Origin of the sequence: Nocardiopsis sp. NPDC006198 (assembly GCF_040613895.1) — a bacterium.
GTDB classification, from domain to species: domain Bacteria; phylum Actinomycetota; class Actinomycetes; order Streptosporangiales; family Streptosporangiaceae; genus Nocardiopsis; species Nocardiopsis tropica.
Map to the genome: position 1 here is coordinate 60,582 of NZ_JBEXSY010000017.1, position 22,231 is coordinate 82,812.

The window sequence follows — 22,231 nt, forward strand, 5'->3', positions numbered from 1 at the left end:
CAGCAGCGAGGGGTAACGCATGAGCGCGATCGTTCTGGACGGCAAGGCCGTCGCGAAGTCCATTCGCGAGGAGCTCGCCGAGAGGGTGGCGAAGCTGCACGCCAAGGGCATCACCCCCGGACTGGGGACGGTGCTCGTCGGCGACGACCCGGGCAGCCACTCGTACGTGCGCGGCAAGCACCGCGACTGCGCGCAGGTGGGCATCGCGAGCATCCGGCGCGACCTGCCGGGGACCGCCACGCAGGAGGAGGTGGAGCAGGCCGTCCACGAGCTCAACGAGGATCCGGCCTGCACCGGCTACATCGTGCAGCTCCCCCTGCCCGGGGGACTGGACGAGAACCGGGTCCTCGGCCTGATCGACCCGGTCAAGGACGCCGACGGCCTCCAGCCCGTCAACCTGGGCAAGCTGGTCCTGATGGAGGAGGCCCCGCTGCCGTGCACCCCGCGCGGCATCGTGGAGCTCCTCCGCCGCTACGAGGTCCCGCTCCGGGGCGCCGAGGTGGTCGTGGTCGGGCGCGGGGTCACGGTGGGCCGCCCCCTCGGGCTCCTGCTCACCCGCCGCTCCGAGAACGCCACCGTCACCCTGTGCCACACCGGCACCCGCGACCTGGCCGCCCACACGAGGAACGCGGACATCGTCGTGGCGGGCGCGGGCGTGCCCGGGCTGATCACCGGTGACATGGTCAAGCCGGGCGCGGCCGTCCTGGACGTCGGCGTCTCCCGCACCGAGGCCGGGCTGGTCGGCGACGTCGCGCCGGACGTCGCGGACGTCGCCGGGTACCTGTCCCCGAACCCCGGCGGTGTCGGCCCGATGACCCGGGCGATGCTGCTGGTGAACGTGGTGGAGGCCGCCGAGCGCCGGGCCGCAGCCGAGGCCTGACCGGGGGAGCGCGCACGGGGGCGGCCGCGGGGGAACCCGGGGCCGCCCCCGTGCTCCCGGGCGCCGGGCGGCCCGGGTCAGCTCGCCCGGCGGGCCGAACCGCTCACGGGCATCGGTCTGACCAGGCCCAGGGCCACGACCTCGTTGGCCAGCCGGGTCCTGCGGTTCTGCCCCTCGGGGATGCGGAACTTCTGGTAGAGGCGCAGCAGGTGCTGTTTGACGGCCGCCTCGGTCACGACCAGGGCCTCGGCGATGTCGCGCGCGGTCGCCGGGGCGACGAAGGCCTCCTCGGAGAGGGCGGGCCGGCACAGTGCGGTGAGCACGTCCAGCTCCCGCCGGGTGAGCTCCGGGGCCGCGCCCCTGCGGAGCTCGAGGTCGGGGCTGATCTGCTCGCGGGGCAGGCCGCCGATCCGGCAGCGCGCGGTGCCGAAGCTCACCACGTCCCCCTCGTCGAGGACGCGGCGGGCGATGGGCCGGCCGTTGACGCGGGTGCCGTTGCGCGACAGCCCCAGGTCGACCACGTAGACGTAGGGTCCGCGGCGGACCAGTTCGGCGTGCAGCTGCGAGACGCTCGGATCGTTCAACCGGATGTCGGCGCCCTCACCGCGGCCGACCGTGGTGACCTCGCCGGTGAGCTGACGGATGTCCCCGGTCTCTTCGACCCGGAGGTAGGGACCGTCCACGGTGACTCCTCCCGGGCTGGGGTGACGCTGCCGGTGGGGGTGCGGGCGACGGTGGGGGAGGGGTGGCTGCCGAGGGACGGGGGTTCGGTCGACGTGTCGAGTGGGCTTCATGGGGGTGGTCCTCGCTCACCGGTGCACTCATCTCCAGCTGGGTTACCCGGCAGCCACGCGTTCTACGCGCTTACTCCGGAGTTAGACGGATAAGACGCGGAATTACGGTGCTGTGGCCGAACCGGACGCGGGAAACGGACAGGAGAAGCGAGCGCGCAGAGCCGGGCCGTTTCCGTGAGCCCTGAGGAGACCGCGACGCGGATCACTACAATGGGCGGAGTCTTCTCCGGACGGACCGGAGTGTTTCGGGCACAGTGCCGCCGGAGCCACCAGGAACGCGAGCCGTTCCCGGGGCGGTTCGGTTTCGGACACCGCCGCCTCGGCGGGTGGCCGGTCTGTGCCAGTTCCGGGGAGGACCGTGAACGGAGCCGCGCGGCGGCCAGGCAACCTCGGAAGCGAACGGGTCGGGACGCGGTGGACAGGGTGGGACCGAAGAGCCGGGCAGGACACGTGGAGCGGACGGACGTGGCGGACACGGGCGGGACCCGGGACGAGGATCCCCGGGGGGCCGGCCCCGACGGGGCACGGGACTCCGCGGCGGGCCCCGAGGGGGGCGCCGCCGACGCGGCGGACACGCCCCCGGACGGGGGACCCCTGGAGCCCGGCGGCGCCCCCGCCCCCGCGGCGGACGCCGGAGCCCTCCCCGCCGCCGGGGGCGGCGGGCAGGCCGGGCCGGCGGTGCCGTACTGGCTCTCCCAGGTCCCGTACATGCTCGTCATGTCGGCCCTGGCGGCCGGGATCGTGGTCGTGGCCGCGGCCTACTTCAAGCGCGGGCCGGCGATCATCGCGGGCGCTCTGCTGCTGGCGGCGGCCTTCCGGCTGTTCCTGCCCAAGGACTGGATCGGCATGCTCGCGGTCCGCCGCCGCTGGATCGACCTGCTCACCCTCGTCGGCCTCGCGGTCCTGCTGATCGTGCTGGCGTGGGTGGCGCCGCAACTCTCCTCCTAGGCGTCTAATAAGCTTGACGTCGAGATACTGCGACACCGACAAGCCACCGCATCCCCGGCAGGCACGGACGCCGGGCGGGATCAGGGGATCGCCGCGCGAGCGGACCGGCTCCGGCCACGGGCCGGAAGCCGCCTCCGCAGCACGAGGCGGTGGCGAAGACTGAAGGGACAGCCACACAGCCATGGCCAAGATCAAGGTCGAAAACCCCGTAGTCGAGCTCGACGGCGACGAGATGACGCGGATCATCTGGTCCTTCATCAAGGACCGGCTGATCCTGCCCTACCTCGACGTCGACCTGAAGTACTACGACCTGGGCATCGAGGAGCGCGACCGCACCGACGACCAGATCACCGTCGACGCGGCCAACGCCATCAAGGAGTACGGCGTCGGCGTCAAGTGCGCCACCATCACCCCGGACGAGGCCCGGGTCGAGGAGTTCGGCCTGAAGAAGATGTGGCGGTCGCCCAACGGCACCATCCGCAACATCCTCGGCGGCGTCGTCTTCCGCGAGCCCATCATCTGCGAGAACGTGCCGCGCCTGGTGCCCGGGTGGACCAAGCCGATCATCATCGGCCGCCACGCCCACGGCGACCAGTACAAGGCCACCGACTTCAAGGTGCCCGGCCCCGGCACGGTCACCATGACCTACACCCCGGCCGACGGCAGCCAGCCGGTCGAGTTCGACATCGCCAACTTCCCCGAGGGCGGCGGCGTCGCGATGGGGATGTACAACTTCCGCAAGTCGATCGAGGACTTCGCGCGCGCCAGCCTGAACTACGGCCTGGACCGCGACTACCCGGTCTACATGTCCACCAAGAACACGATCCTCAAGTCGTACGACGGCATGTTCAAGGACGTGTTCCAGGAGATCTTCGACTCCGAGTTCAAGGAGCGGTTCGACGCGGCGGGCCTGACCTACGAGCACCGCCTCATCGACGACATGGTCGCCTCCGCGCTCAAGTGGGAGGGCGGCTACGTCTGGGCCACCAAGAACTACGACGGCGACGTCCAGTCGGACACCGTCGCGCAGGGCTTCGGCTCGCTCGGCCTGATGACCTCGGTCCTGCGCACCGCCGACGGCCGCACCGTCGAGGCCGAGGCCGCCCACGGCACGGTGACCCGCCACTACCGGCAGCACCAGCAGGGCAAGCCCACCTCGACCAACCCGATCGCCTCCATCTTCGCGTGGACCCGCGGTCTGGAGCACCGGGGCAAGCTGGACAACTCCCCGAAGGTCCTGGAGTTCGCCAACACCCTCGAGGACGTCGTCATCAAGACGGTCGAGGGCGGCCAGATGACCAAGGACCTCGCGCTGCTGGTCGGCTCCGACCAGGAGTGGCTGACCACCGAGCAGTTCCTCGCCGCCCTGGACGAGAACCTGGCCAAGCGCCTCGCCTAGTCCGCGCGCTCCCGGAACCCGTGTCCGGGAGGCCGTGGTCCGGACGGGTCACGGGCCGCCATGAGCCGGCGGTCCGCGGGCCGGCTCCGGGTGAGACCTTGGCCACGCCCGGGCGTCCCCACCGCGGGGGCGCCCGGGCGTTGCCGTGTCCCGGGCCCGCGGTCGGGTCCGAGGCGTCGGGAAAGCGGTGTTCGCGGGGGTTTGCGGAAGGAAACCGGCGGAAGTTTCCCGGTGTGTTTCCCGTGTTCGGCGTACACGCGGGTCCTCCTGGTGGGAGGATGGCGGTGCCGGATCAGCGGGGTGGCGTGGCGGTGCGACGTAGGACACGTGAACTGGATTCGCCCCTTACGCGAACTTTGACCTATTGTGGAGACACGCCGGTGAGAACCGGCAGGCCAGAGCGGGTGAGAGCCCGCTCGGCACCACGAACCGACGTGCCGGCCGTGCGCCCGCTGGGGGGTAGGCGCGCACAGTACGGAACGTCACGAAGAAGGGCCCGCTGCTTCGGCAGCGGGCCCTTCGCCTTTCCCCGGACGGCCCGGCGGGAGCGGTGCGCCGCCGGCCCCGGCCCGCGGTCCGCCCCTCCGGGGCCCTCAGTCCTCGAACGCGCTCTCGGGGATCGGCTCGCCCTCGCGCATGGCGGAGAACATCTCCTCCGAGCGGACCTCGTCCCAGACCACCACCGAGCCCACCTGGTCGAGGGTGGGGGTGCTGCCCACCGGGATCGCCGTGGTCTGGGTGCCGCCCCGCATCGCCAGCAGCATGGTGCCCAGGTGCCGCAGGCGGTCGCCCTCGTCCACCATGAACGTGTCCGTGCCCGCCGTCACCAGCGGGAGCGACTGGAACGGGTTGAACAGCGTCGACGGGGCGCTCGCCTCCGCGACCAGCGCGGAGAAGAACTCCCGCTGGCGGGCGATCCGGTCCAGGTCGGCGCGGGGGGTGGCGCGGGTGCGCACGTAGCCCAGCGCGGTGCCGCCGTCCATCGTCTGGCAGCCCGCCTCGATGTCCAGCCCGGCCTTGGGGTCGGCCATGGCGTCCTCGGGGCACAGCTCCACGCCGCCGACGGCGTCCACGATGTCGACGAAGCCGCCCATGCCGATCTCGGCGTAGTGGTCGATCCGCACGCCGGAGGCGCGCTCGAAGGACTCCACGAGGGGGGCCGGGCCGCCGCAGACCTCCTCGCCGGCCTCGTCCGTGCCGCAGACGGTGTCGGCGAAGGCGGTGTTGATCTTGTTGTCGGCGTAGCCGGGGATGGCCATCGGCACGTAGGAGTCGCGGGGGACGCTGACGATGGTCGGCTCGCCCTCGTCGGGGATGTACAGGACCATGATGGTGTCGGTGCGGCGGCCCTCGGCGCTGCCGGTGGCCAGCTCCCGCATCTGCTCCTCGTCCATCCCCTCGCGGCTGTCCGAGCCCACGATCATGAACGTGGTGCCGGGCTGGCGGTCCGGGCGGCCCTCGTAGTCGGTCAGGGCCTCCACCCGGGCCAGCCGGGAGTCCGCCCAGAAGTAGAGCGCCGCGGGGGGCACCACGAGGATCACGAGCAGGACCACGAGGACGGTCACGACGGTGTTCCGGAGCCGCCGCTGCCGCGTCTCGCGCGCCCGCCGCTTGGTCCCGGTGCCGTCGTACTCGCGGCCGGCGTGGTGGGTGCGGCGCCTGGGCCGCTCGGGCCGCCTGGGCCGCTCGGGGCGGAGCGGGGGGACCTCGTCGGCGGAGGGGAGCCGCCGGGTCCCGCCGACCGCCCTCTGCTCGGACTCGCGCGACCGGTAGAGCTTCTCGAACTCGTCCGCGCCGCCCGGGGTGCCGCCGCGCCTGAACACGCCCTGCCGGTCGTGTTCGCCGGTCGAGCCGGCGTCACCCCGGTTACGTCGGTCAGCCATCGAATCGCCTATCTGCTCCGCGCCGTGGAGCGCTCGGTCGCCGCTTCCACCCTGTCTGATCGCAGAAAGAGTAGCCGGGTTCACACGGATGTCCCTGAACCGGGACCAGGGCACCCCTAGGGGACGAAAGCGGCCCTCACCGCAGCCGGTGCGCCCCGGCCGAGGGGAGGGAGGCGCGCACGCGCGGAGGCACCCAGCCGTTCGCGGCGAACTCCCCGGCCAGAGCGGTGGCGACGCCTTCCACCCGCTCCTCGGCCACCAGGGCGAGGGCGGTCCCGGCCCACCCCGACATCCGCACGCCGCGGGCCCCGGCCCGGGACGCGGTCTCGGCGGCCAGGTCCACCTGGGGCGTCGGGAGCCCGAAACGGCGCAGCGACAGGTGCGAGGCCGACAGGATCGGCCCCGTCTCCCCGAACCTCCCCGCGCGCAGCAGCCCGACGGCCGCGTTGAGCCGGTGCACCTCCGTGACGGCGTACTCCACCCGGTTGCGCAGAGCCGGCTCGGGCAGGCTGCGCAGCGCCCCGGGCAGGTCCTGGACCGAGCGGAGCGGGCCGAGCGTGCGCTGGGCCCGCTCCAGCTCCGCGGAGCGGACGGCCCGGAGGTCGCGCCTGGGCAGGGCCCCGGTGTCCACGACGACCAGGCGCATCCCCTCGCCGGCGAGGTCGAAGGGCAGGACGGTCGTGCGCATGCTCCTGAGGTTGACGCGTACCGCGCACCCCGGCCGCGCGGCCAGGGCCACCCGCTGGTCGACGGTGGCGCCCTCCGGGGGAGGGCCGCCCCCGAGGTCGGCGAGGGCGAGCGACACCGCCGCGCCCACGGCGCCCGCGTACCCCAGGGAGGCGTGCTCGGGCAGGTCCGCGCCGAGGAGCACCCGCAGGCCCGTGGAGGCGTCCAGCCCGCCCGCCCGGCGCGCGGAGGCCACCGCGTCGGACACGGCCCGGACGGCGGTCTCCCTCGCCCTCAGGGGGCCGCTGAGCGTCGCCACGCGCACCTCCGGGCCCGGCGCCGGGCCGACCGCCGCCGTCACCCCCCAGGGCAGCGCGGTGTAGAGGCCGACGCCGCCGCCGGCGGCCGTGTGCTCGCCCATGACGGCCAGCCGCCCGGGCGCGTGCCAGACGCCCGCGGGCGCCTCGCCGAACCGCGCGCGGAAACCCTCCGCCAGGGCGTCGGCGTCCGGCGCCTCCGCGGGCCACGCCCCCCGTGGCCCCGCCGACCGCACACCCAGCACCGCGCGCAACCGCGCCCCCGCGCCCCCCACCGCTGTCCCCTCTCCCCGTCGGCCTGCTGCCCCCAGTCTGCCCAAGGCGGTGGAGTGCCCGGGGCGGCGCGGAGGCTTCACGGACCCGGCGCGGCGCCGCTAGGGTTGCGGTCCACCGGCGGACGGGTGTGGGGGAGGGACCTTGGCCTCAGGGCGGGACCGGGCCGCGGACGCGGCGCGGCACTACCGGAACCTCGCGATGGACGCCTACTGGGAACTGCGGCGCCGGAGGCCGGCGGCGGACCACCTCGTGCGCGCCTACGAGCGCTACGCCGACCGCAACGGCAGCCAGCTGGCCGGGGCGGTCACCTATTTCGCCTTCCTGTCGTTCTTCCCCCTGCTGGCGCTGGCCTTCGCCGCGGTGGGCTTCCTGGCGTCGATGCAGGTCGAGGTGGGCGACTACCTCCAGACGGCCCTGGACGAGGTGCTGCCCGGCCTCTCCGACCAGCTGCCCGTCGAGCAGATCGCGAACGCGCGCGTGGGCGCGAGCGTCATCGGCACGCTGGGCCTGCTGTACGCGGGCCTGAACTCGGTGTCGGCGCTCCGCGAGGCGCTGCACTCGATCTGGTTGAAGAACATCAAGGAGGGCCCGAACTTCCTGCTGCGCAAGGCGGGCGACATCCTGGTCATGCTGGGCCTGGGCGCGGCGCTGCTGTTCGCGGTGGCGTTCACGAGCGTCGCGCAGGCCGCCACCCACTGGCTGCTGGCGCTGGTGGGCCTGGACGGCTCCCTCCTGGCCTCCCTGACGCTGCGCGTCCTGGCCCTCGCCATCGCCGTCGCGGTCAACATGGGGATCTTCGTGCTGGCCTTCGCGCTCCTGTCCGGCAGCGGGCGGCCCACGCGGATGATGTGGCGGGGGGCGCTGCTGGGCGCGGCCGGGTTCGAGGTCCTCAAGGCCGCCGCCGCGCTGCTGCTCTCGGGGACGCTCGGCAACCCCGTCTACGCCTCCTTCGCCGTCCTGGTGGGGCTCCTGGTGTGGATCAACCTGGTGATGCGCCTGGTCATGTTCAGCGCCGCGTGGACCGCGACGTGGCTGCCGATGCCTCCCCCCTACACGGGGACCCTGCCCATGCCCGAGGAGAACGGGATGGACTGGACGCGGCCCGCGCCGGTCCTGCGGGTCCCGGAGAGGAAGCCGGCCGCCCGCCGGCGGGCGCAGCGGGCCGTCGCCGGGGCGTTGTCCCTGATCGGCGCGGCGGGCGCCGCCGGCACCGCCGCGTGGGCCCTGCGCAACCGTCGCGGGGGCGGTGCCTGAGGCGAGCGGACCTCCCGGGAATCCGCGTTATTGCGAGACTCTTGTCCCGTATGCGGGTGGTGTGCGGAGGGTAGTCCTCCCCTGTCCCGGTTGACCGGTTCGCCGGGGCGCGAACGTGCGTCGGCCAGGAAGGCCGGCGAACCCCCCTCGGAGGGCAGATGGGCATCGCATTCACGTCATCCGAACGCGCGACGCTCGGGGTGGAGTGGGAACTCCAGCTCGTGGACCGGCGCAGCCGGCACCTGCGGCAGGAGGCGCCGAAACTCCTCTCCGAGCTCCCCGAGCTCAGTTCCGACACCGCCTCGCCCCCTCTGCGGCACGAACTCATGCAGTCGCAGGTGGAGGTCGTGACCGGCATCTGCGAGACGGTCGAGGAGGCCAAGAGCGACCTCGGCCGCAACATCGACCGGATGCGGGAGGTCCTCACCCCCTGGGGAACCACGCTGACCTGCTCGGGGACCCATCCCATCGACGACTGGCGGGACCAGGAGCTCAGTCCCGGGAAAAGGTACGGCGAACTCGTCGAGCAGATGCAGTGGCTGGCCCGGCGCATTCTCACCTGCGGCGTCCACGTTCACGTGGGTGTGCGCAGCCAGGAGAAGGCCATACCCATGGTGAATGCGCTTGCGAAGTATCTACCTCATTTTCTTGCTTTGAGTGCTTCTAGCCCATTTTGGGGTGGTCACGACACCGGTCTGGCCTCCGCGCGGTCCGTTGTCTTCGGGGCGCTCCCCACTTCCGGGCCGCCTCCGAACCTGCCGCACTGGACGGCTTTCGAGGAATACCTCGAAACGCTTCTCAGGGCGGGTACCATCGCCTCTATCAAGGAAGTGTGGTGGGACATCCGTCCTCACCCGGATTTCGGCACCATCGAGATCCGGATGTTCGACGGGATTCCCACCCTGCGCGAGGTGGGAATGGCCGCCGCGCTCTCTCAGAGCCTGGTGGAGTTGTTCGATCGCCAGCTCGACCGCGGGTACGGCCTGCCCAGCCCGCCGTCCTGGCTCGTGAAGGACAACAAGTGGCGTGCCACCCGCTACGGACTCGACGCTCGTGTCATCACGGACGCCCACGGAACCACCGTTCCGATCCGTGACGACCTGTATGAGCTGGTCCGCGAGCTGAAGCCGGTCGCGACCCGCCTGGGTTGCGCCGAGGACCTGGACCTGGTCTCCGAGACCCTGGACAAGGGCGCCTCCTACGAACGGCAGCGCGCGGTCATCGCCGGGGGCGGTTCCCTCGACGACGTCGTGGACATGCTCGCCGCCGAGCTGCACGGCGGTCCCACTTACGCGGAGGTCGGTGTCGGGGGCTGAGCCGGTGCACGCAAGACGTGAATGAAGAGGGGACCCTCGGATGCAGGGACGTGACCTGCCGGAACAGTTGACCGCTTTTCTGGCGCGCCGTGAGCGGGACTTCACGGGCTTCCGCCGGGACCTGCACATGCACCCCGAACTCGCCTTCGCCGAGCACCGCACCACCGGTCGGATCGCCGAACGGCTGCGTGATGTCGGTCTCACTCCCCGGGAGCTGCCCCAGGGCACGGGGCTCGTCTGCGACATCGGCTCGGGCCCCGGGCCGCTCGTGGCCCTGCGGGCCGACATCGACGCCCTGCCCATCGCCGACGAGAAGGACGTCCCCTACCGCTCCACCGTCCCCGGCGCGGCCCACGCCTGCGGACACGACGTGCACACGACGGTCCTGCTGGCGACGGGGGTCTTCCTCGCCCAGCAGGACCGCGCGGGCGCGCTGCCCGGGCGGGTCAGGCTGGTCTTCCAGCCCGCCGAGGAACTCCCCGGCGGCGCGGTCGAGGTGGTCAACGCCGGGGCGATGGAGGGCGTCGACCGGATCTTCGCCCTGCACTGCGATCCGCGCCTGACCGTCGGCCGGGTCGGCCTGCGCACCGGCGGCATCACCGCCGCCTGCGACCAGCTCATGGTGCGGCTCTCGGGCCCGGGAGGGCACACGGCGCGCCCCCACCTCACGTCCGACCTGGTCTACGCCATGGGCAAGGTCGTCACCGAGCTGCCCGCCGCGCTGTCCCGGCGCATCGACCCGCGGGCCGGTTTCAGCCTCGTGTGGGGCCGCATCAGCGCCGGGTCGGCGCCCAACGTCATCCCCGACGACGCCGTCGCGGAGGGCACCGTGCGCTGCCTGGACGACGAGGCGTGGCACTCGGCCCCCGACATCATCAAGGGCCTGGTGGAGTCCGTGGCCTCCGCGTACGGGGCCGAGGCCGAGGTGACCTACGGGCGGGGGGTGCCCCCCACCATCAACGAGGCGACCAGCGTCGACATCATGCGCGAGGCGGTCGGCCTCGCCCTGGGCCCGGACGCCGCGGCGTCCACGCCGCAGAGCCTGGGGGGCGAGGACTTCGCCTGGTACCTGGAGAACGTCCCCGGAGCCCTCGCCCGCCTGGGCACCCACTCCCCGGACCGGGACGGGCCGATGCTGGACCTGCACCGGGGCACCTTCGACGTGGACGAGCGCGCGATCGGGGTGGGCACCCGCTTCATGGTCACCACCGCGCTGACCGCCCTCGGGCACGCCGCCGAGCCCCGGGCCCGGGCGGACAGCCAGGAGGCACTCGCCTGAGGAACCCGGGCGCCCGCGCCGTGCCCGTCCCGGGGCCTCCGCCCCGGCCGGCGGCGCGGGCGCCCGTGGGCACGGAGATCCGCGGAGTCCCTGTGCGGGGCCCTGAACGGCATGGCGCGGGCGCCCGTGGGCACGGGGGCCCCTCGGCTCCGGGCCGGGCGCCCGCCGCGCTCCGGCCCCCCACCTGGTGTCCGACGGATCCTCCGCGGGCCCCGGGGTGGCGAGGGCCGTCCCGGGCTGGTGGCATCCTGAATCCATGAACCAGCCACTCACAGTTGAGCAGATCCGGCGGGCGCCGAAGGTGCTCCTCCACGACCACCTCGACGGAGGGCTGCGCCCGGCCACCGTCGTGGAGCTGGCCAGGGAGGCCGGCTACACCGACCTGCCCACCTACGACCCGGCGGAGCTGGGCCGGTGGTTCCGCGACGCCTCCGACTCCGGTTCGCTGGAGCGCTACCTGGAGACCTTCGCGCACACCACCGCGGTCATGCAGTCCCGGGAGGCCCTCGTGCGCGTCGCCGCCGAGGCCGCGGAGGACCTGGCCGCGGACGGCGTCGTCTACGCCGAGCAGCGCTACGCCCCCGAACAGCACCTGGAGGGCGGCCTCACCCTGGAGGAGGTCGTGGAGGCCGTCCAGGAGGGCCTGGAGCTGGGGGAGAAGCGCGCGGCCGAGGCCGGCCGCAGCATCCGCACCGGCCAGCTGGTGACCGCCATGCGGCACGCAGCCCGCTCCTCGGAGATCGCCGAGCTCGCGGTCCGCTACCGCGACGCGGGCGTCTCCGGCTTCGACATCGCGGGCGCCGAGGCGGGCAACCCGCCCACCCGGCACCTCGACGCCTTCGAGTACCTGCGCCGCGAGAACTTCCACTTCACCATCCACGCGGGCGAGGCGTTCGGGCTCCCCTCCATCTGGGAGGCGCTCCAGTGGTGCGGGTGCGACCGCCTCGGACACGGCGTCCGCATCATCGACGACATCGACTCCGGCGGGAACGGAGCCCCGCGGCTGGGCCGCCTCGCCCAGTACGTGCGCGACAAGCGCGTGCCGCTGGAGATGTGCCCCAGCTCCAACGTGCAGACGGGGGCCGCCGAGTCCATCGCCTCGCACCCGATCGGGCTCCTGCACGACCTGCGCTTCCGGGTCACCGTCAACACCGACAACCGCCTCCAGAGCGGCACGTCCCTCTCCGGGGAGTTCGCGAAGCTCTCGGAGGCCTTCGGGTACGGCTGGGACGACATCCAGTGGTTCACGGTCAACGCCATGAAGTCGGCGTTCCTGCCGTTCGACGAACGCCTGGCGCTGATCAACGGCATCATCAAGCCGGGGTTCGCGCAGCTCAAGTGGGCGGCGGCCTGATGGACCGACCCAACCCGACCAGCCACTACTCCACCTTCTCCCGGGCGGCGGCGATCGTGTGGATCGTCATCGCGGTCCTGCTCCTGCTGGACGTGCTCTGGCGCGGGGAGGGGCGCTCGTCCTGGATCGCCGGAGCCCTGCTGGTCGCGAGCATCGCCGCGGTCCACCTGGTGTGGCTGCGCCCGCGGGTGGTCTCCACGGAACGCGGGATGAGGGTCGTCAACCCGCTGCGGGAGACCTTCGTGCCGTGGTCCGCCGTGGTGTGGGTGGACGTCACCGACGTCCTGAGGGTGCACACGCCGGGGCGGATCGTCCGCTCCTGGCCGCTCCGCGAGACCAAGCGGCAGCGGGTCCGGGACAACATGCGCCGGGACGCGGGTTTCCTCGACCCGGGACAGGACGACGAGGACCCCGCGTCGATGCGGCCGGTCGACCTGGCCGCGCGTCAGCTGCGCCAGGACGCCGAGCGGTACAAGGCCCGTCCGCTCAGCGGTCCCGTCAGGGACGCGGGCGAGGCGGGGCCGGCCGCGCTCGGGGCGCAGGACGAGCCGCAGACGATGGTGCCCGTCGAGGTGATCGTGGTCCTCGTGGCGACCGCTGTGCTGCTCGCGGCGGTGTTCCTGCTCGCCTGAGGCGCGCCCGACCGCACCGGACCCGGCCTCCCCGCCCGCAGGGGAGGCCGGGTCCGACGCGTCCCCCCAGGGGGGTTGACGCCCACCCGTCTGTTCTGGTTAGGTAAGGCATGCCTAAGGGAGAGGGTTCCGGGCGGGCGGGCTTCGCGCGGATGGCCACCAGCCCGGAACCCCGGTCCGAGGGCGACGCGCGGTTCAACTGAATATCGGGAAGTACAGAAGGGTGTCGGAGTCGCGAGTCCAACGGGATCTGCGGGGATTCCGCGCGACAGAGGACACCGGGGCAAGCACTGCCTCCGGCCGGACCGCGGCCGGTACCGTCCATCCCAAGGCCTCGGGGTGTACGCTCGCCACGCCGGTACCGGGCGGGCCCGGTCGGAGGCGCCCCACCACTTCACGATGCTTCGGACGACCCGCGCGGTCGGGGTCCGCGGGGACCCCGCGACACGGGGTCCGGGCACGGCGTCCCACGCGCGACGGGGCCCGGCACACATGTGCCGGGCCCTTGCGCCGTCCAGGGACCCCTCAGGAACGGGCGAGGACCCGGTTCAGGAGCCCGCCCAGCCTCCGCGCCCGCTGGGTGACGACCTCCAGCGCACGGTCGGACTCGAAGGGGTCGAGCACGGCGCCCACCGCGTCGTTGCTGACGATCGCCAGCCCCAGCACCTCCGCTCCGGACTCCACGGCGGCGATGGCCTCCAGGGCGATCGACCGCCCCACCACGTCCGCGCCGGAGCGGCGCAGCGCGTGCAGCTCGGACGGCGTCTGCAGCTGGGGGCCGAGCGTGGCCGCGTACACGCCCTCGGCGAGGGAGGCGTCCACCTCGTGGGCGATCCGGCGCAGCCGTGGGCTGTACGCCTCCGAGAGGTCGACGAAGGAGGGTCCGGTCAGCGGGGAGAGCGACGTCAGGTTGATGTGGTCCCGGACCACGACCGGCTGCCCCGGGGCGAAGTCCGTGCGCAGCGAACCGGCCGATCCCGTGAGCACGGCCGTCCCGGCGCCCGCGGCGATCCCGGTGCGCACGGCGTGGACGGTCTCCATCGGGCCGTAGCCCTCGTAGAGGTGGACGCGTCCCATGAACACGACGACCCGCTTGTCGCCCACCCACATGCTGCGGACCCTGGAGGAGTGCCCCTCCGCCCCGGGCACGTGGAAACCGGGCAGCTCGGTCGCGTCGAACTCTATGTCGGGGGAGCCCAGCGTCTCCGCGGCCCCCGCCCAGCCGGACCCGAGCACCACCATCGCGTCGAAGCTGTCGGCCCCGGTCCGGGCGAGCAGGTCCTGGGCCGCGGTCGCGGCCAGCTCCTTCGCTTCCCCTGTGGTCGTCGCCCGCTGCTCTGATTCGCTCACACGACGGATGCTACCCCCGGGTAGCGCAACGGTGGCGGAACGCAACGCCCGCCCGGCGGGCGGACACGGGGCTCACAGCTCGGTGGGCAGGCACTCGCGGGCCAGCAGGTCGGACACGTACGACCCGGGCGCCCCGGCCTTCTCGGCCGCGGCGGCCAGCTGGCCCAGCTGGATCGCCGAGGGCAGGCCGCCCTCGTAGGCGTCGAGCACGTAGGCCCAGGCCGTCACCGTCCCCATGTCGGCCGTCCGGGCGCGGACGGTGACCTTGCGGTACGCGCAGGCGGCGCCCGCGCCCGGGCCGAACCCGTCCCTGCGGTCGGCGCCCTCCCACGAGTCCAAGTGGGGTTCGTCCCATTCCATGAGGTCGTACAGCGCGACGAAGACCCGCTGCCCGGGATCCTCCGCCAGCGTGGCCAGGGCGCCGGAGTCGGCGGGCAGGCCCTCGCCGAAGGTCAGCCGCCAACCCTCCAACCAGCCCGTGGTCAACAGCGGTGAGCGCGGTGCCCGGCGGGCCATCTGCGCGGGGTCGAGATTGGTTCCGTACGCGGCGTAGATGGACACGGGCAACATCGTAGACCCGCTGACCGGGGGTGCCTGAGGATTTCGCCAGTTGACATGGCCGACAATGGGAGGAAGCGATGAAAACTGGCGGTGCCCCACCATGCCCGAATATCGCCCGGACCGGGAACGCGCGTGGGGGGTCCGACGTAGAGGGAGTGAGGCAGAGTGACGAAGGTCGTGATCATCGGTGGCGGGCCCGGGGGCTACGAGGCGGCACTGGTCGCAGCGCAGCTCGGTGCGGACGTGACGGTGGTGGAGCGCGACGGCATCGGCGGCTCCTGCGTCCTCACCGACTGCGTGCCCTCCAAGAGCCTCATCGCCACCTCCACCCGCACCACGTACGTGCGTGAGTCCCAGAGCCTGGGCATCCACATCCCGGGCACCGCCACCGCGCCGGTCCGCGTGGACATCGACGAGGTGAACAACCGGATCAAACGCCTGGCCCAGGCGCAGTCCGAGGACACCCGGGCCCGCCTCCACAAGGAGGGCATCGAGGTCGTCACCGGCGAGGCCCGGCTGGTCGACCCCCACATCGTCGCCGTCGGGGACCAGCGCATGCGCGCCGACGTCGTCCTCATCGCGACCGGGGCCCACCCCCGGGAACTCCCCACCGCCGAGCCCGACGGGGAGCGCATCCTCACCTGGCGCCACCTCTACGACCTGGAGGAGCTCCCGGAGAGGCTGATCGTGGTCGGCTCGGGCGTGACCGGCGCGGAGTTCGCGAGCGCCTACCAGTCGCTCGGATCGGACGTCACCCTCGTCTCCTCGCGCGAGCGCGTCATGCCGACCCAGGACGCCGACGCCGCCGAGGTGCTGGAGGAGGTCTTCATGCGCCGCGGCATGACCGTCCTCAGCCAGACCCGGGCCGAGTCGGTCGTGCGCACCGAGAAGGGCGTCCTCGTCACCCTCTCGGACGGCCGCACCGTCGAGGGCAGCCACTGCCTGATGACCGTCGGCATGATCCCCAACACCGAGAACCTCGGGCTGGAGGAGGCCGGGGTCCGCCTGGGCCAGGGCGGGTTCGTCGAGGTCGACCGGGTCTCCCGCACCACGGTCCCCGGCGTGTACGCCGCCGGCGACTGCACCGGCGTGAACATGCTGGCCTCCGTCGCCGCCATGCAGGGACGCATCGCCATGTGGCACGCCCTCGGCGAGGCGGTGTCCCCCCTGAAGCTGTCCACCGTGGCCTCCACGGTGTTCACCCACCCCGAACTCGCCGCGGTGGGGGCGAGCGAGGACGACGTGCGCAGCGGGCGGATCGACGGCCGATCGGTCACCCTGCCGCTCAACACCAACCCGCGCGCCAAGATGAACGAGGTCACCGACGGCTTCGTGAAGCTGATCTGCCGCCAGCACACCGGCATCGTGCTGGGCGGCGTCATCGTCGGGCCGCGCGCCAGCGAACTCATCCTCGGCGTGTCCATCGCGGTGCAGCAGCGCCTGACGGTGGACGACATCGCGCACACCTTCTCGGTGTACCCGTCGCTGTCGGGCAGTGTGACCGAGGCGGCCCGCTCGCTGATGCTGGCCTCGCCGGAGTAGGGGAGCCGGTCCGCGCCGCCCCGCCGGGGCCGCCGCACGAAGAAGTTTGCGGTGGACCCCGGTTTCTTAACCCTTTTTGACACGAATCGAGTAATGTCTTGACGTGATCTGTCCCAAGTGCCAAAGCACCATGCGAACGTTCGATCGTCAAGGCGTCCACATCGACAGGTGTGACGGCTGCCAGGGCATCTTCCTGGACCGGGGGGAGCTGGAGCGCATCGCCGACGGCGAGCAGCGCCACTACGGCGTCGCACCGCCGCCCGACCCCCACTCCCCGCGCCCCGCCCCGCCACTCGCCCGGCCGCACCGCGGAGCGGGCTACCCCGACTCCCCCGGTGGCTACCGAGGGGGGTACCAGGACTCCCCGCGCGGCTACCGGGACTCGCCCCGTCCCTACCGCGGCCGCCGCAAGGGATTCCTGGAACAACTCTTCGACTAGTACAGCCGAACCATCCATGCACCCGCTGATCTGTACACACTGCGGGGAATGGGACGAGACCCCCGACACCGGCGCGGGGGTCTCCGTGTTGCGCTGCGCCTCCTGCGGGCGCACCCGCCCCTTCCTCCGCATGCCCCTCTACTGCGTCTCCGGCCCGAGCGGCACCGGTAAGTCCACCATCGCCGGACTGCTCCTCGAACGCCTCAGGGACCGCTTCGTCGTGCTCGAACAGGACCTGCTGTGGGTCAGCGGGCTCCGCGACCCCGAGGGCCACCACCGGCACTTCCGCTCCACCTGGCTGCGCACCGCGGCCATGGTGCAGCAGAGCGGGCGCCCCGTCGTGCTGTGCGGGACCGTCGTGCCCCCGGAGTTCGAGCCCCTGCCGGAGCGCGCCCTGTTCACGGACATCCACTACCTGGCGCTGTCCTGCGAACCCGGTGCCCTGGCCGAGCGCCTGCGCGCCCGCCCCGCCTGGCGGGAGTGGGACGAGGAGCGGATCGACGACAACGCCGACTTCGCGGCCTGGGTGGCGGCCGAGGCTGCACGCCTGGACCCGCCGATGACCCTGGTCGACACCACGCACACCGCTCCCGCCGACACCGCGGACGCCGTGTGCCGGTGGATCGAGGGGCTCGCCGGGGCGGAGGCCGCCGCGGGCTGAGCCCCGCAGACGCAGGAGGGCCCCGGGCGTGCGCCCGGGGCCCTCGGTGTCCTACGCGCGGTGCGGCGCGGGCGGGGTCAGAAGTCGAAGCCCCCGAAGTCGCCCATGTCGCCGCCACCGCCGAAGTCGCCCATGTCGCCCCCGCCCATGTCGCCCTCGGCCGCGACGTCTCCGCCGCCCATGCCCATGCCCATTCCCATGCCCATCATCGACCCCATCATGGAGCCCATCATCATGCCGGTGAACATGCCCATCATCATGTCGGTGCCGAAGTAGCCGCTGGCGTAGGGGGAGTAGGCCGGACCGGCGTCGTAGTACGGCCGGCGCTCGCCGTTGACCTCGACCAGGCGCACGTCGGGCTGGCCGCCGACGCGCACCGCCTCCGCGCAGGCCGCGCACGCGGTGACCTCGCGGGGCGCGCCGCCGGGCGGGGCCCAGGCGACGTCCTCCACGGAGGGTCCGTGCTGCGGGTTGAAGAAGCAGGGGCCGCGCCGCGAGGGAACCGGCTCGCCGTTCATGCGCGCCCGGGTGGAGGCCATGTAGTAGCGGCCGTCCTCCAGGGCGCTGGTGACCATCCGGACCTGCTCGGGCTCCTGGATGGTGTCGAGCAGCGTCTTGGCCTGGTCGTAGGCGTCCATGGCCTGCGAGTAGTCCTCGCGGGTGGCGTCGTCGACCTTGGACACGTCGATCTCCAGCCGGGAGACGTCCTCGCCCAGCCGGACGACGTCCTCGGTCGCCATCTGCTTGATCTCCTGGAGCTGCTTGGCCTTCTCGGCGGCGCGCTTCCTGCGGCTGTTGCGGACGAAGAGGGCGCCCGCCGCCACGACGAGGACGAGGACGCCGAGCAGGACCAGTCCGGAGGTGGCGCCGGCGGCCTCGGCGTCCTCCAGCTGCTGGGCCGCGTCGGGGACGGCGGCCAGGGTGTCGACCTGGTTGCCCTGGCCCTCCTGGACGGCGATCTCCCGGATGCCCGCGGTGTCCTCGATGTTCGGGGAGAGGACCACGAAGTCCTGGCTGCCGGCGAACACGGCGTAGACGCCGTCGCCGACGTCCTCCATGACCGGGTTCATGAGGGCGTCGAGGCCGGTCTGGGAGGCGACCGCGTCCGAGGGGAGGATCACGTAGTAGACGGGGATCTCCGAGTCGGCGGAGGCCGTCTCCAGGGCGCCCTCCTCGGCGGAGGGGATCGCGTCGATGCTCGGGTCGATGAAGACGCCGTCGCCCTCGAGCTCCTCGACGACGGCCTGGGTCTCTGGTAGCTCCGGCCGCGCGTCGGCCGAGGCGGGCACCACCGAGGTGCTCACCACCGCCGCCGTGAAACCGGCGGTCAGCACTGCGGGTGTTACCAAGCGGCGCAACATGTCGTTCCTCTCGCCTTCCTCACTGACTCGGACGAACGACGGTCCCCGACAGTTCCCGCTGTGCCCGTTATCTCCGTCGTACTCCCGCTGTCCCCTGTGTCTGACCCCGGACGAAGCGCTGCCAGGCCCGGCGTCCGCGTATCCGGCGGGGCAGCGAGGCCCAGTTGCGCACCGCGGGCCTCACCACCCCGTGCAGATCGACGGTGAGGGAGCCCCGCACCGACCGTCCCTCCAACAGGTGGACGGCCAGGCAGGCCGCCAACGCTCCGAACAGGGTCGAGGTGTACACCAGTTGCGGAACACTGTAGCCGGGCCTGGTCATCCCCGACATGACGTCCTCGACCAGTTCCGGCGGGATCACCCTGGAGGGGATGACCCGGTGCAGCAGTGTCCACACGGTTCGGCCGGCCGCCAGATCGGCGGGGGTGACCGCGCCGCCGAGCGGGGCGCCGCCGGAGCGGTAGTCGTAGACCCTCACGTGCTGGGTCCCCGACATGTCGTAGCCGGAGACCACGGGGACCCTCGCCAGGGCGGCTGCCCTGTGCAGGGCCACCTTGCCCTCCCAGCCGCCCGGGGTGGTGACGTCCACCCCGTCGACGACGAGCGAGCACCCCGCCACCAGGGTTTCCGCGTTGGCCGAGGTCACACTCTGGGTCACCGCCTCTGCCTCCGCATACGGATTGACCGCCAGTACGCGCTCGGCGCCCACCTCGGCCTTGTTCCTGCCGATGTCGGTGTAGCGGGCGTCCTGGCGGTTCAGGTTGTTCAGCTCGTAGGAGCCGGGCTCCACGAGCACGAAGCGCCGGACCCCGAGCCGGGTCAGGGGCTCTATGGCGGCTCCGCCGGTCGAACCGCAGCCCGCCACCAGGACGCGGGCCCCGTACAGGGCCTCCTGCGCGGCTTCGGTGACCAGTCCCCGGTTGCGCCGGGTGAACTCCGGATAGAAATCCTCCTCGGTCTCCCGGCACACCCTGCCGGGTACCGCTTCCGGCAGCCCGTGGCCCACCGGGCCGGACGCCCTCCCGCGCAGCTCGTCCCGCGCCCTCACGTCGGTCATCGCTTCCTCTCCAGTCGGCAGGAGGTCCAGGTTCCCAACTCGCGAAGGGCGGCCAGCACGTCCGTCCCCGTCGCCACGCGTTCCAGGCGGTCGAGCAGGCCGGCCATCCTCCGAGGCCCCGGAACCTCCGCGACGAAGGGCAGTACCTGGCCGCGTACCTCGTAGGCGGGGTGGATGAGCGAGTCCCCGGGGAGTTTCGGCTCGGTGCCCTCGACCAGGACCACCCGGGGCGAGGTCAGGGTCAGGTGGCGCAGCGCCACCTTCGGCTCGACGTCTCCCACCAGAACGCGCGGACGCGGCGTCAGACGATCCATCGCCGAGTACAGGCCCAGGACCACCTCGAAGACGAGCCGGATCTGGTCCGTGCGCCCGGTGACGCCCGGGTGCCGGGTCAGGCGCTTGACCTCCCAGGCCTCGTCCGTGGTGAACGTCCCGGTCACCGGGGCGTCGGCCAGGACACGGACGCCGTGTGCCTCCTCGCAGGGGAACGGCGACCGGTCCGGCGCGGTGTGCGGGGTCGCGGGCGCGTCGGCCGCGCCGAGCATGCTCGCGTAGGCCAGGAGGCGTCCGCTGGCCCCGTCCACGGTCAGGACGTGGATCTCCTCGCGCCCCCTGGTGGGGGGCTCGTGGAACAGGGCCTGCTCGTAGACCACGTCCCGGCTGGCCCAGCCCAGGTCGATGAACCGGGCCAGGCGGAACCCCTGGATCGCCAGCAGGTAGCGATACGGCAGCTGGTCGCCCCGCAGCGCGGCCGTCGTCCACCCGTTCGGGCGGCGGGCCAGGTGAAGGGCGCCGACACCGGTGGCCAAGTCGCCGAACCGGTCCAGCCTCAGCCCCTCTTGCACGCTGAGCACGTCGTGCACGTAGCGGTCGCGGGCGCCCCTCCGGGCGTCCGTGAGAGTGGTGGTCACCGGGAACCTCCGTTCAGGGCGGGAAAGGGGGTGGACGCCGTGCCCTCGGGGACGGCGGGGACCCCGCCGGGGTAGAGGGCGGCGGTGATCTCCAGGGCGAGGACCTCGGGCGTGCCCTCGAAGATCCGGGTGCCGAAGGACTCGCGAACGTACTTCTCCAGGCCGAACTCGCGGGTGTAACCCCTGGCCCCCAGGATCGACATCGACTCCTCCGCGACCTCGATCGCGACGCGGTCGGCGAACAGCTTGGCCACCGAGGGCCCGAAGACGGGGCCGGGCATCCGGTTGTCCGCCTGGTGGGCGGCCTGGAGGTAGAGCAGCCGGGAGGCCTCGATCTTCGCGCTCATCTCCGCGAGCTTGCGGGCGGTGAACTGGTGCCGGTACAGCGGCTGCCCGCCCTGCCGGCGCTCGGCGGCCCAGCGCTGGGCGATCTCGAAGGCCCCGCGGGCGATCCCGGTGGAGATGGCGGCTGCGGAGGCCCGCGCCTGGTTGGTCTGGAGCAGGCTGACGAACGCGCCGTCGCCCTCACCCGCGATGACGTTCTCTACGGGGACGCGGACGTCGTCGAAGTCCAGGTGGGTGCCCAGGCACGCCCGGTACCCCATCTTGTCGGCGACGTCGCCCCGGGTGACCCCGGGCGAGTCGAGGGGGACGACGAAGGCGGTGAGCCCGGTGGCGCCCGGGTGCCCCTCCAGGTTGGCGAACACGCACGCCCATTCCGCGACCGCTCCGTTGGTGATGTAGCGCTTGGCGCCGTTGATCACGTATTCGTCGCCGTCGCGCCGTGCGGTGGCCACGTCCTCGGCGAGGGGGAGCGAGTCCAGGCGCAGCAGGTCGCAGCCGGCGGTCTCCTCGGTGACGGCGTTGCAGGCCAGCACCGGCTCGTCACCGAGGAAGGGGGGCAGGAACCGGGCCTGCAGCCGGGGGTCCCCGGAGAGCATGACCCCTGTCTGGCCGAGCATGCTCGCGCCGAAGACCAGGGCGGTGCTGGCGCAGACGGCGGCCAGCTCCTCCATCGCCACGGCCGTGCCGAGGACCCCGTGGCCGAGACCGCCGAACTCCTCGGGCAGTGTCAGGCGCAGAAGGCCGATTTCGTGTCCGGCGCGGACCGCTTCCCAGTCGAAGTGGTCGTGCGGAGCCTGGTCGTTGGCCAGGACCCGGGGGCGCAGGGTGTTCTGGGCGAAGTCGCGGACGGTGTCGCGCAGCCGTTCGACCTCCGGGGGGAGGCCGAACAGGGAGGGGGTCTCGCTCTCGCGCAGCGCGCGCAGGTCGGACAGGGTCGGGGCGGGAAGCGGGGGCTGGGTCACGGGGATCTCCTGTCGGGAACGGGCGGTGGTGGGGGAGGCGGAGC

General features: G+C 72.7%; 20 protein-coding genes. 11 read left to right on the forward strand and 9 right to left on the reverse strand.

Features of this window, described 5'->3' with window-relative positions:
* The first annotated feature begins 19 nt into the window (after window positions 1-19).
* Window positions 20-880, forward strand: coding sequence for a bifunctional methylenetetrahydrofolate dehydrogenase/methenyltetrahydrofolate cyclohydrolase (locus ABZ234_RS14195; protein ID WP_355012286.1), 861 nt, complete (start codon window positions 20-22; stop codon window positions 878-880).
* Between the two features lie 77 nt (window positions 881-957).
* Here the strand turns inward: ABZ234_RS14195 and ABZ234_RS14200 are convergent, their stop codons facing one another.
* A complete protein-coding gene (locus ABZ234_RS14200; protein WP_267948138.1) occupies window positions 958-1,563 on the reverse strand; it encodes an FHA domain-containing protein in 606 nt (201 codons plus the stop codon).
* A gap of 576 nt (window positions 1,564-2,139) precedes the next feature.
* On the opposite strand from ABZ234_RS14200, the gene ABZ234_RS14205 reads away from it, so the two are divergent.
* Complete coding sequence (locus ABZ234_RS14205) at window positions 2,140-2,622, forward strand: DUF3017 domain-containing protein (RefSeq protein ID WP_355012287.1); 483 nt, start codon at window positions 2,140-2,142, stop codon at window positions 2,620-2,622.
* A gap of 181 nt (window positions 2,623-2,803) precedes the next feature.
* Window positions 2,804-4,021 (forward strand): NADP-dependent isocitrate dehydrogenase, encoded by a 1,218-nt coding sequence (locus ABZ234_RS14210; protein WP_267948140.1) that lies wholly within the window; start codon window positions 2,804-2,806, stop codon window positions 4,019-4,021.
* 593 nt (window positions 4,022-4,614) lie between these two features.
* Here the strand turns inward: ABZ234_RS14210 and ABZ234_RS14215 are convergent.
* Together ABZ234_RS14215 and ABZ234_RS14220 are read right to left on the reverse strand one after the other, a co-directional pair.
* Window positions 4,615-5,904 (reverse strand): LCP family protein, encoded by a 1,290-nt coding sequence (locus ABZ234_RS14215; protein ID WP_355012288.1) that lies wholly within the window; start codon window positions 5,902-5,904, stop codon window positions 4,615-4,617.
* A 136-nt stretch (window positions 5,905-6,040) separates the two neighbouring features.
* The gene (locus ABZ234_RS14220) at window positions 6,041-7,162 is read right to left on the reverse strand and encodes a galactokinase family protein (RefSeq protein WP_355012289.1); all 1,122 of its coding nucleotides are present in this window, start codon (window positions 7,160-7,162) and stop codon (window positions 6,041-6,043) included.
* Between the two features lie 142 nt (window positions 7,163-7,304).
* Between ABZ234_RS14220 and ABZ234_RS14225 the strand changes: the two genes are divergently transcribed.
* From ABZ234_RS14225 to ABZ234_RS14245, 5 genes are all read left to right on the forward strand, one after another.
* A complete protein-coding gene (locus ABZ234_RS14225; protein ID WP_355012290.1) occupies window positions 7,305-8,417 on the forward strand; it encodes a YihY/virulence factor BrkB family protein in 1,113 nt (370 codons plus the stop codon).
* A gap of 158 nt (window positions 8,418-8,575) precedes the next feature.
* On the forward strand, window positions 8,576-9,733 hold the full coding sequence (locus ABZ234_RS14230; RefSeq protein ID WP_355012291.1) for a glutamate--cysteine ligase: 1,158 nt from the start codon (window positions 8,576-8,578) through the stop codon (window positions 9,731-9,733).
* A 40-nt stretch (window positions 9,734-9,773) separates the two neighbouring features.
* Complete coding sequence (locus tag ABZ234_RS14235) at window positions 9,774-11,012, forward strand: M20 family metallopeptidase (protein WP_344178880.1); 1,239 nt, start codon at window positions 9,774-9,776, stop codon at window positions 11,010-11,012.
* Between the two features lie 256 nt (window positions 11,013-11,268).
* Window positions 11,269-12,366 (forward strand): adenosine deaminase, encoded by a 1,098-nt coding sequence (locus tag ABZ234_RS14240; protein ID WP_267948146.1) that lies wholly within the window; start codon window positions 11,269-11,271, stop codon window positions 12,364-12,366.
* The gene (locus ABZ234_RS14245) at window positions 12,366-12,998 is read left to right on the forward strand and encodes a PH domain-containing protein (RefSeq protein ID WP_267948147.1); all 633 of its coding nucleotides are present in this window, start codon (window positions 12,366-12,368) and stop codon (window positions 12,996-12,998) included. Before ABZ234_RS14240 ends, ABZ234_RS14245 begins: the two co-directional genes overlap by 1 nt.
* Before the next feature lie 525 nt (window positions 12,999-13,523).
* On the opposite strand, the gene ABZ234_RS14250 is transcribed toward ABZ234_RS14245, so the two are convergent.
* Both ABZ234_RS14250 and ABZ234_RS14255 read right to left on the reverse strand, forming a co-directional pair.
* The gene (locus ABZ234_RS14250) at window positions 13,524-14,348 is read right to left on the reverse strand and encodes a purine-nucleoside phosphorylase (protein ID WP_267948148.1); all 825 of its coding nucleotides are present in this window, start codon (window positions 14,346-14,348) and stop codon (window positions 13,524-13,526) included.
* A gap of 72 nt (window positions 14,349-14,420) precedes the next feature.
* Complete coding sequence (locus tag ABZ234_RS14255; protein ID WP_267948149.1) at window positions 14,421-14,909, reverse strand: gamma-glutamylcyclotransferase family protein; 489 nt, start codon at window positions 14,907-14,909, stop codon at window positions 14,421-14,423.
* 165 nt (window positions 14,910-15,074) lie between these two features.
* Between ABZ234_RS14255 and ABZ234_RS14260 the strand changes: the two genes are divergently transcribed.
* From ABZ234_RS14260 to ABZ234_RS14270, 3 genes are all read left to right on the forward strand, one after another.
* Window positions 15,075-16,451, forward strand: coding sequence for an NAD(P)H-quinone dehydrogenase (locus ABZ234_RS14260; RefSeq protein ID WP_267948150.1), 1,377 nt, complete (start codon window positions 15,075-15,077; stop codon window positions 16,449-16,451).
* 103 nt (window positions 16,452-16,554) lie between these two features.
* A complete protein-coding gene (locus ABZ234_RS14265) occupies window positions 16,555-16,890 on the forward strand; it encodes a zf-TFIIB domain-containing protein (RefSeq protein ID WP_267948151.1) in 336 nt (111 codons plus the stop codon).
* 16 nt (window positions 16,891-16,906) lie between these two features.
* Window positions 16,907-17,551 carry an AAA family ATPase gene (locus tag ABZ234_RS14270; protein ID WP_355012292.1) on the forward strand — a complete coding sequence of 215 codons (645 nt, stop codon included), beginning with the start codon at window positions 16,907-16,909 and terminating at the stop codon, window positions 17,549-17,551.
* A gap of 77 nt (window positions 17,552-17,628) precedes the next feature.
* Here ABZ234_RS14270 and ABZ234_RS14275 read toward each other — a convergent pair whose 3' ends face one another.
* The 4 genes from ABZ234_RS14275 to ABZ234_RS14290 all read right to left on the reverse strand — a co-directional run bounded on the left by ABZ234_RS14275 (window position 17,629) and on the right by ABZ234_RS14290 (window position 22,187).
* The gene (locus ABZ234_RS14275) at window positions 17,629-18,885 is read right to left on the reverse strand and encodes a chemotaxis protein CheA (protein ID WP_267950248.1); all 1,257 of its coding nucleotides are present in this window, start codon (window positions 18,883-18,885) and stop codon (window positions 17,629-17,631) included.
* 94 nt (window positions 18,886-18,979) lie between these two features.
* The gene (locus tag ABZ234_RS14280; protein WP_355012293.1) at window positions 18,980-19,969 is read right to left on the reverse strand and encodes a ThiF family adenylyltransferase; all 990 of its coding nucleotides are present in this window, start codon (window positions 19,967-19,969) and stop codon (window positions 18,980-18,982) included.
* On the reverse strand, window positions 19,966-20,880 hold the full coding sequence (locus tag ABZ234_RS14285) for a hypothetical protein (RefSeq protein WP_355012294.1): 915 nt from the start codon (window positions 20,878-20,880) through the stop codon (window positions 19,966-19,968). Before ABZ234_RS14285 ends, ABZ234_RS14280 begins: the two co-directional genes overlap by 4 nt.
* Window positions 20,877-22,187 carry an acyl-CoA dehydrogenase family protein gene (locus tag ABZ234_RS14290; protein ID WP_355012295.1) on the reverse strand — a complete coding sequence of 437 codons (1,311 nt, stop codon included), beginning with the start codon at window positions 22,185-22,187 and terminating at the stop codon, window positions 20,877-20,879. The genes ABZ234_RS14285 and ABZ234_RS14290 overlap by 4 nt, the downstream gene beginning before the upstream one ends.
* Window positions 22,188-22,231 lie beyond the last annotated feature (44 nt).

Excerpts from the sequence above, each read along its gene's own strand:
- ABZ234_RS14245 (WP_267948147.1), top strand. The coding sequence starts at position 12,366 with ATGGACCGACCCAACCCGACCAGCCACTACTCCACCTTCTCCCGGGCG.
- ABZ234_RS14215 (WP_355012288.1), bottom strand. The coding sequence starts at position 5,904 with ATGGCTGACCGACGTAACCGGGGTGACGCCGGCTCGACCGGCGAACAC.
- ABZ234_RS14240 (WP_267948146.1), top strand. The coding sequence starts at position 11,269 with ATGAACCAGCCACTCACAGTTGAGCAGATCCGGCGGGCGCCGAAGGTG.
- ABZ234_RS14270 (WP_355012292.1), top strand. The coding sequence starts at position 16,907 with ATGCACCCGCTGATCTGTACACACTGCGGGGAATGGGACGAGACCCCC.
- ABZ234_RS14195 (WP_355012286.1), top strand. The coding sequence starts at position 20 with ATGAGCGCGATCGTTCTGGACGGCAAGGCCGTCGCGAAGTCCATTCGC.
- ABZ234_RS14210 (WP_267948140.1), top strand. The coding sequence starts at position 2,804 with ATGGCCAAGATCAAGGTCGAAAACCCCGTAGTCGAGCTCGACGGCGAC.
- ABZ234_RS14230 (WP_355012291.1), top strand. The coding sequence starts at position 8,576 with ATGGGCATCGCATTCACGTCATCCGAACGCGCGACGCTCGGGGTGGAG.
- ABZ234_RS14280 (WP_355012293.1), bottom strand. The coding sequence starts at position 19,969 with ATGACCGACGTGAGGGCGCGGGACGAGCTGCGCGGGAGGGCGTCCGGC.
- ABZ234_RS14235 (WP_344178880.1), top strand. The coding sequence starts at position 9,774 with ATGCAGGGACGTGACCTGCCGGAACAGTTGACCGCTTTTCTGGCGCGC.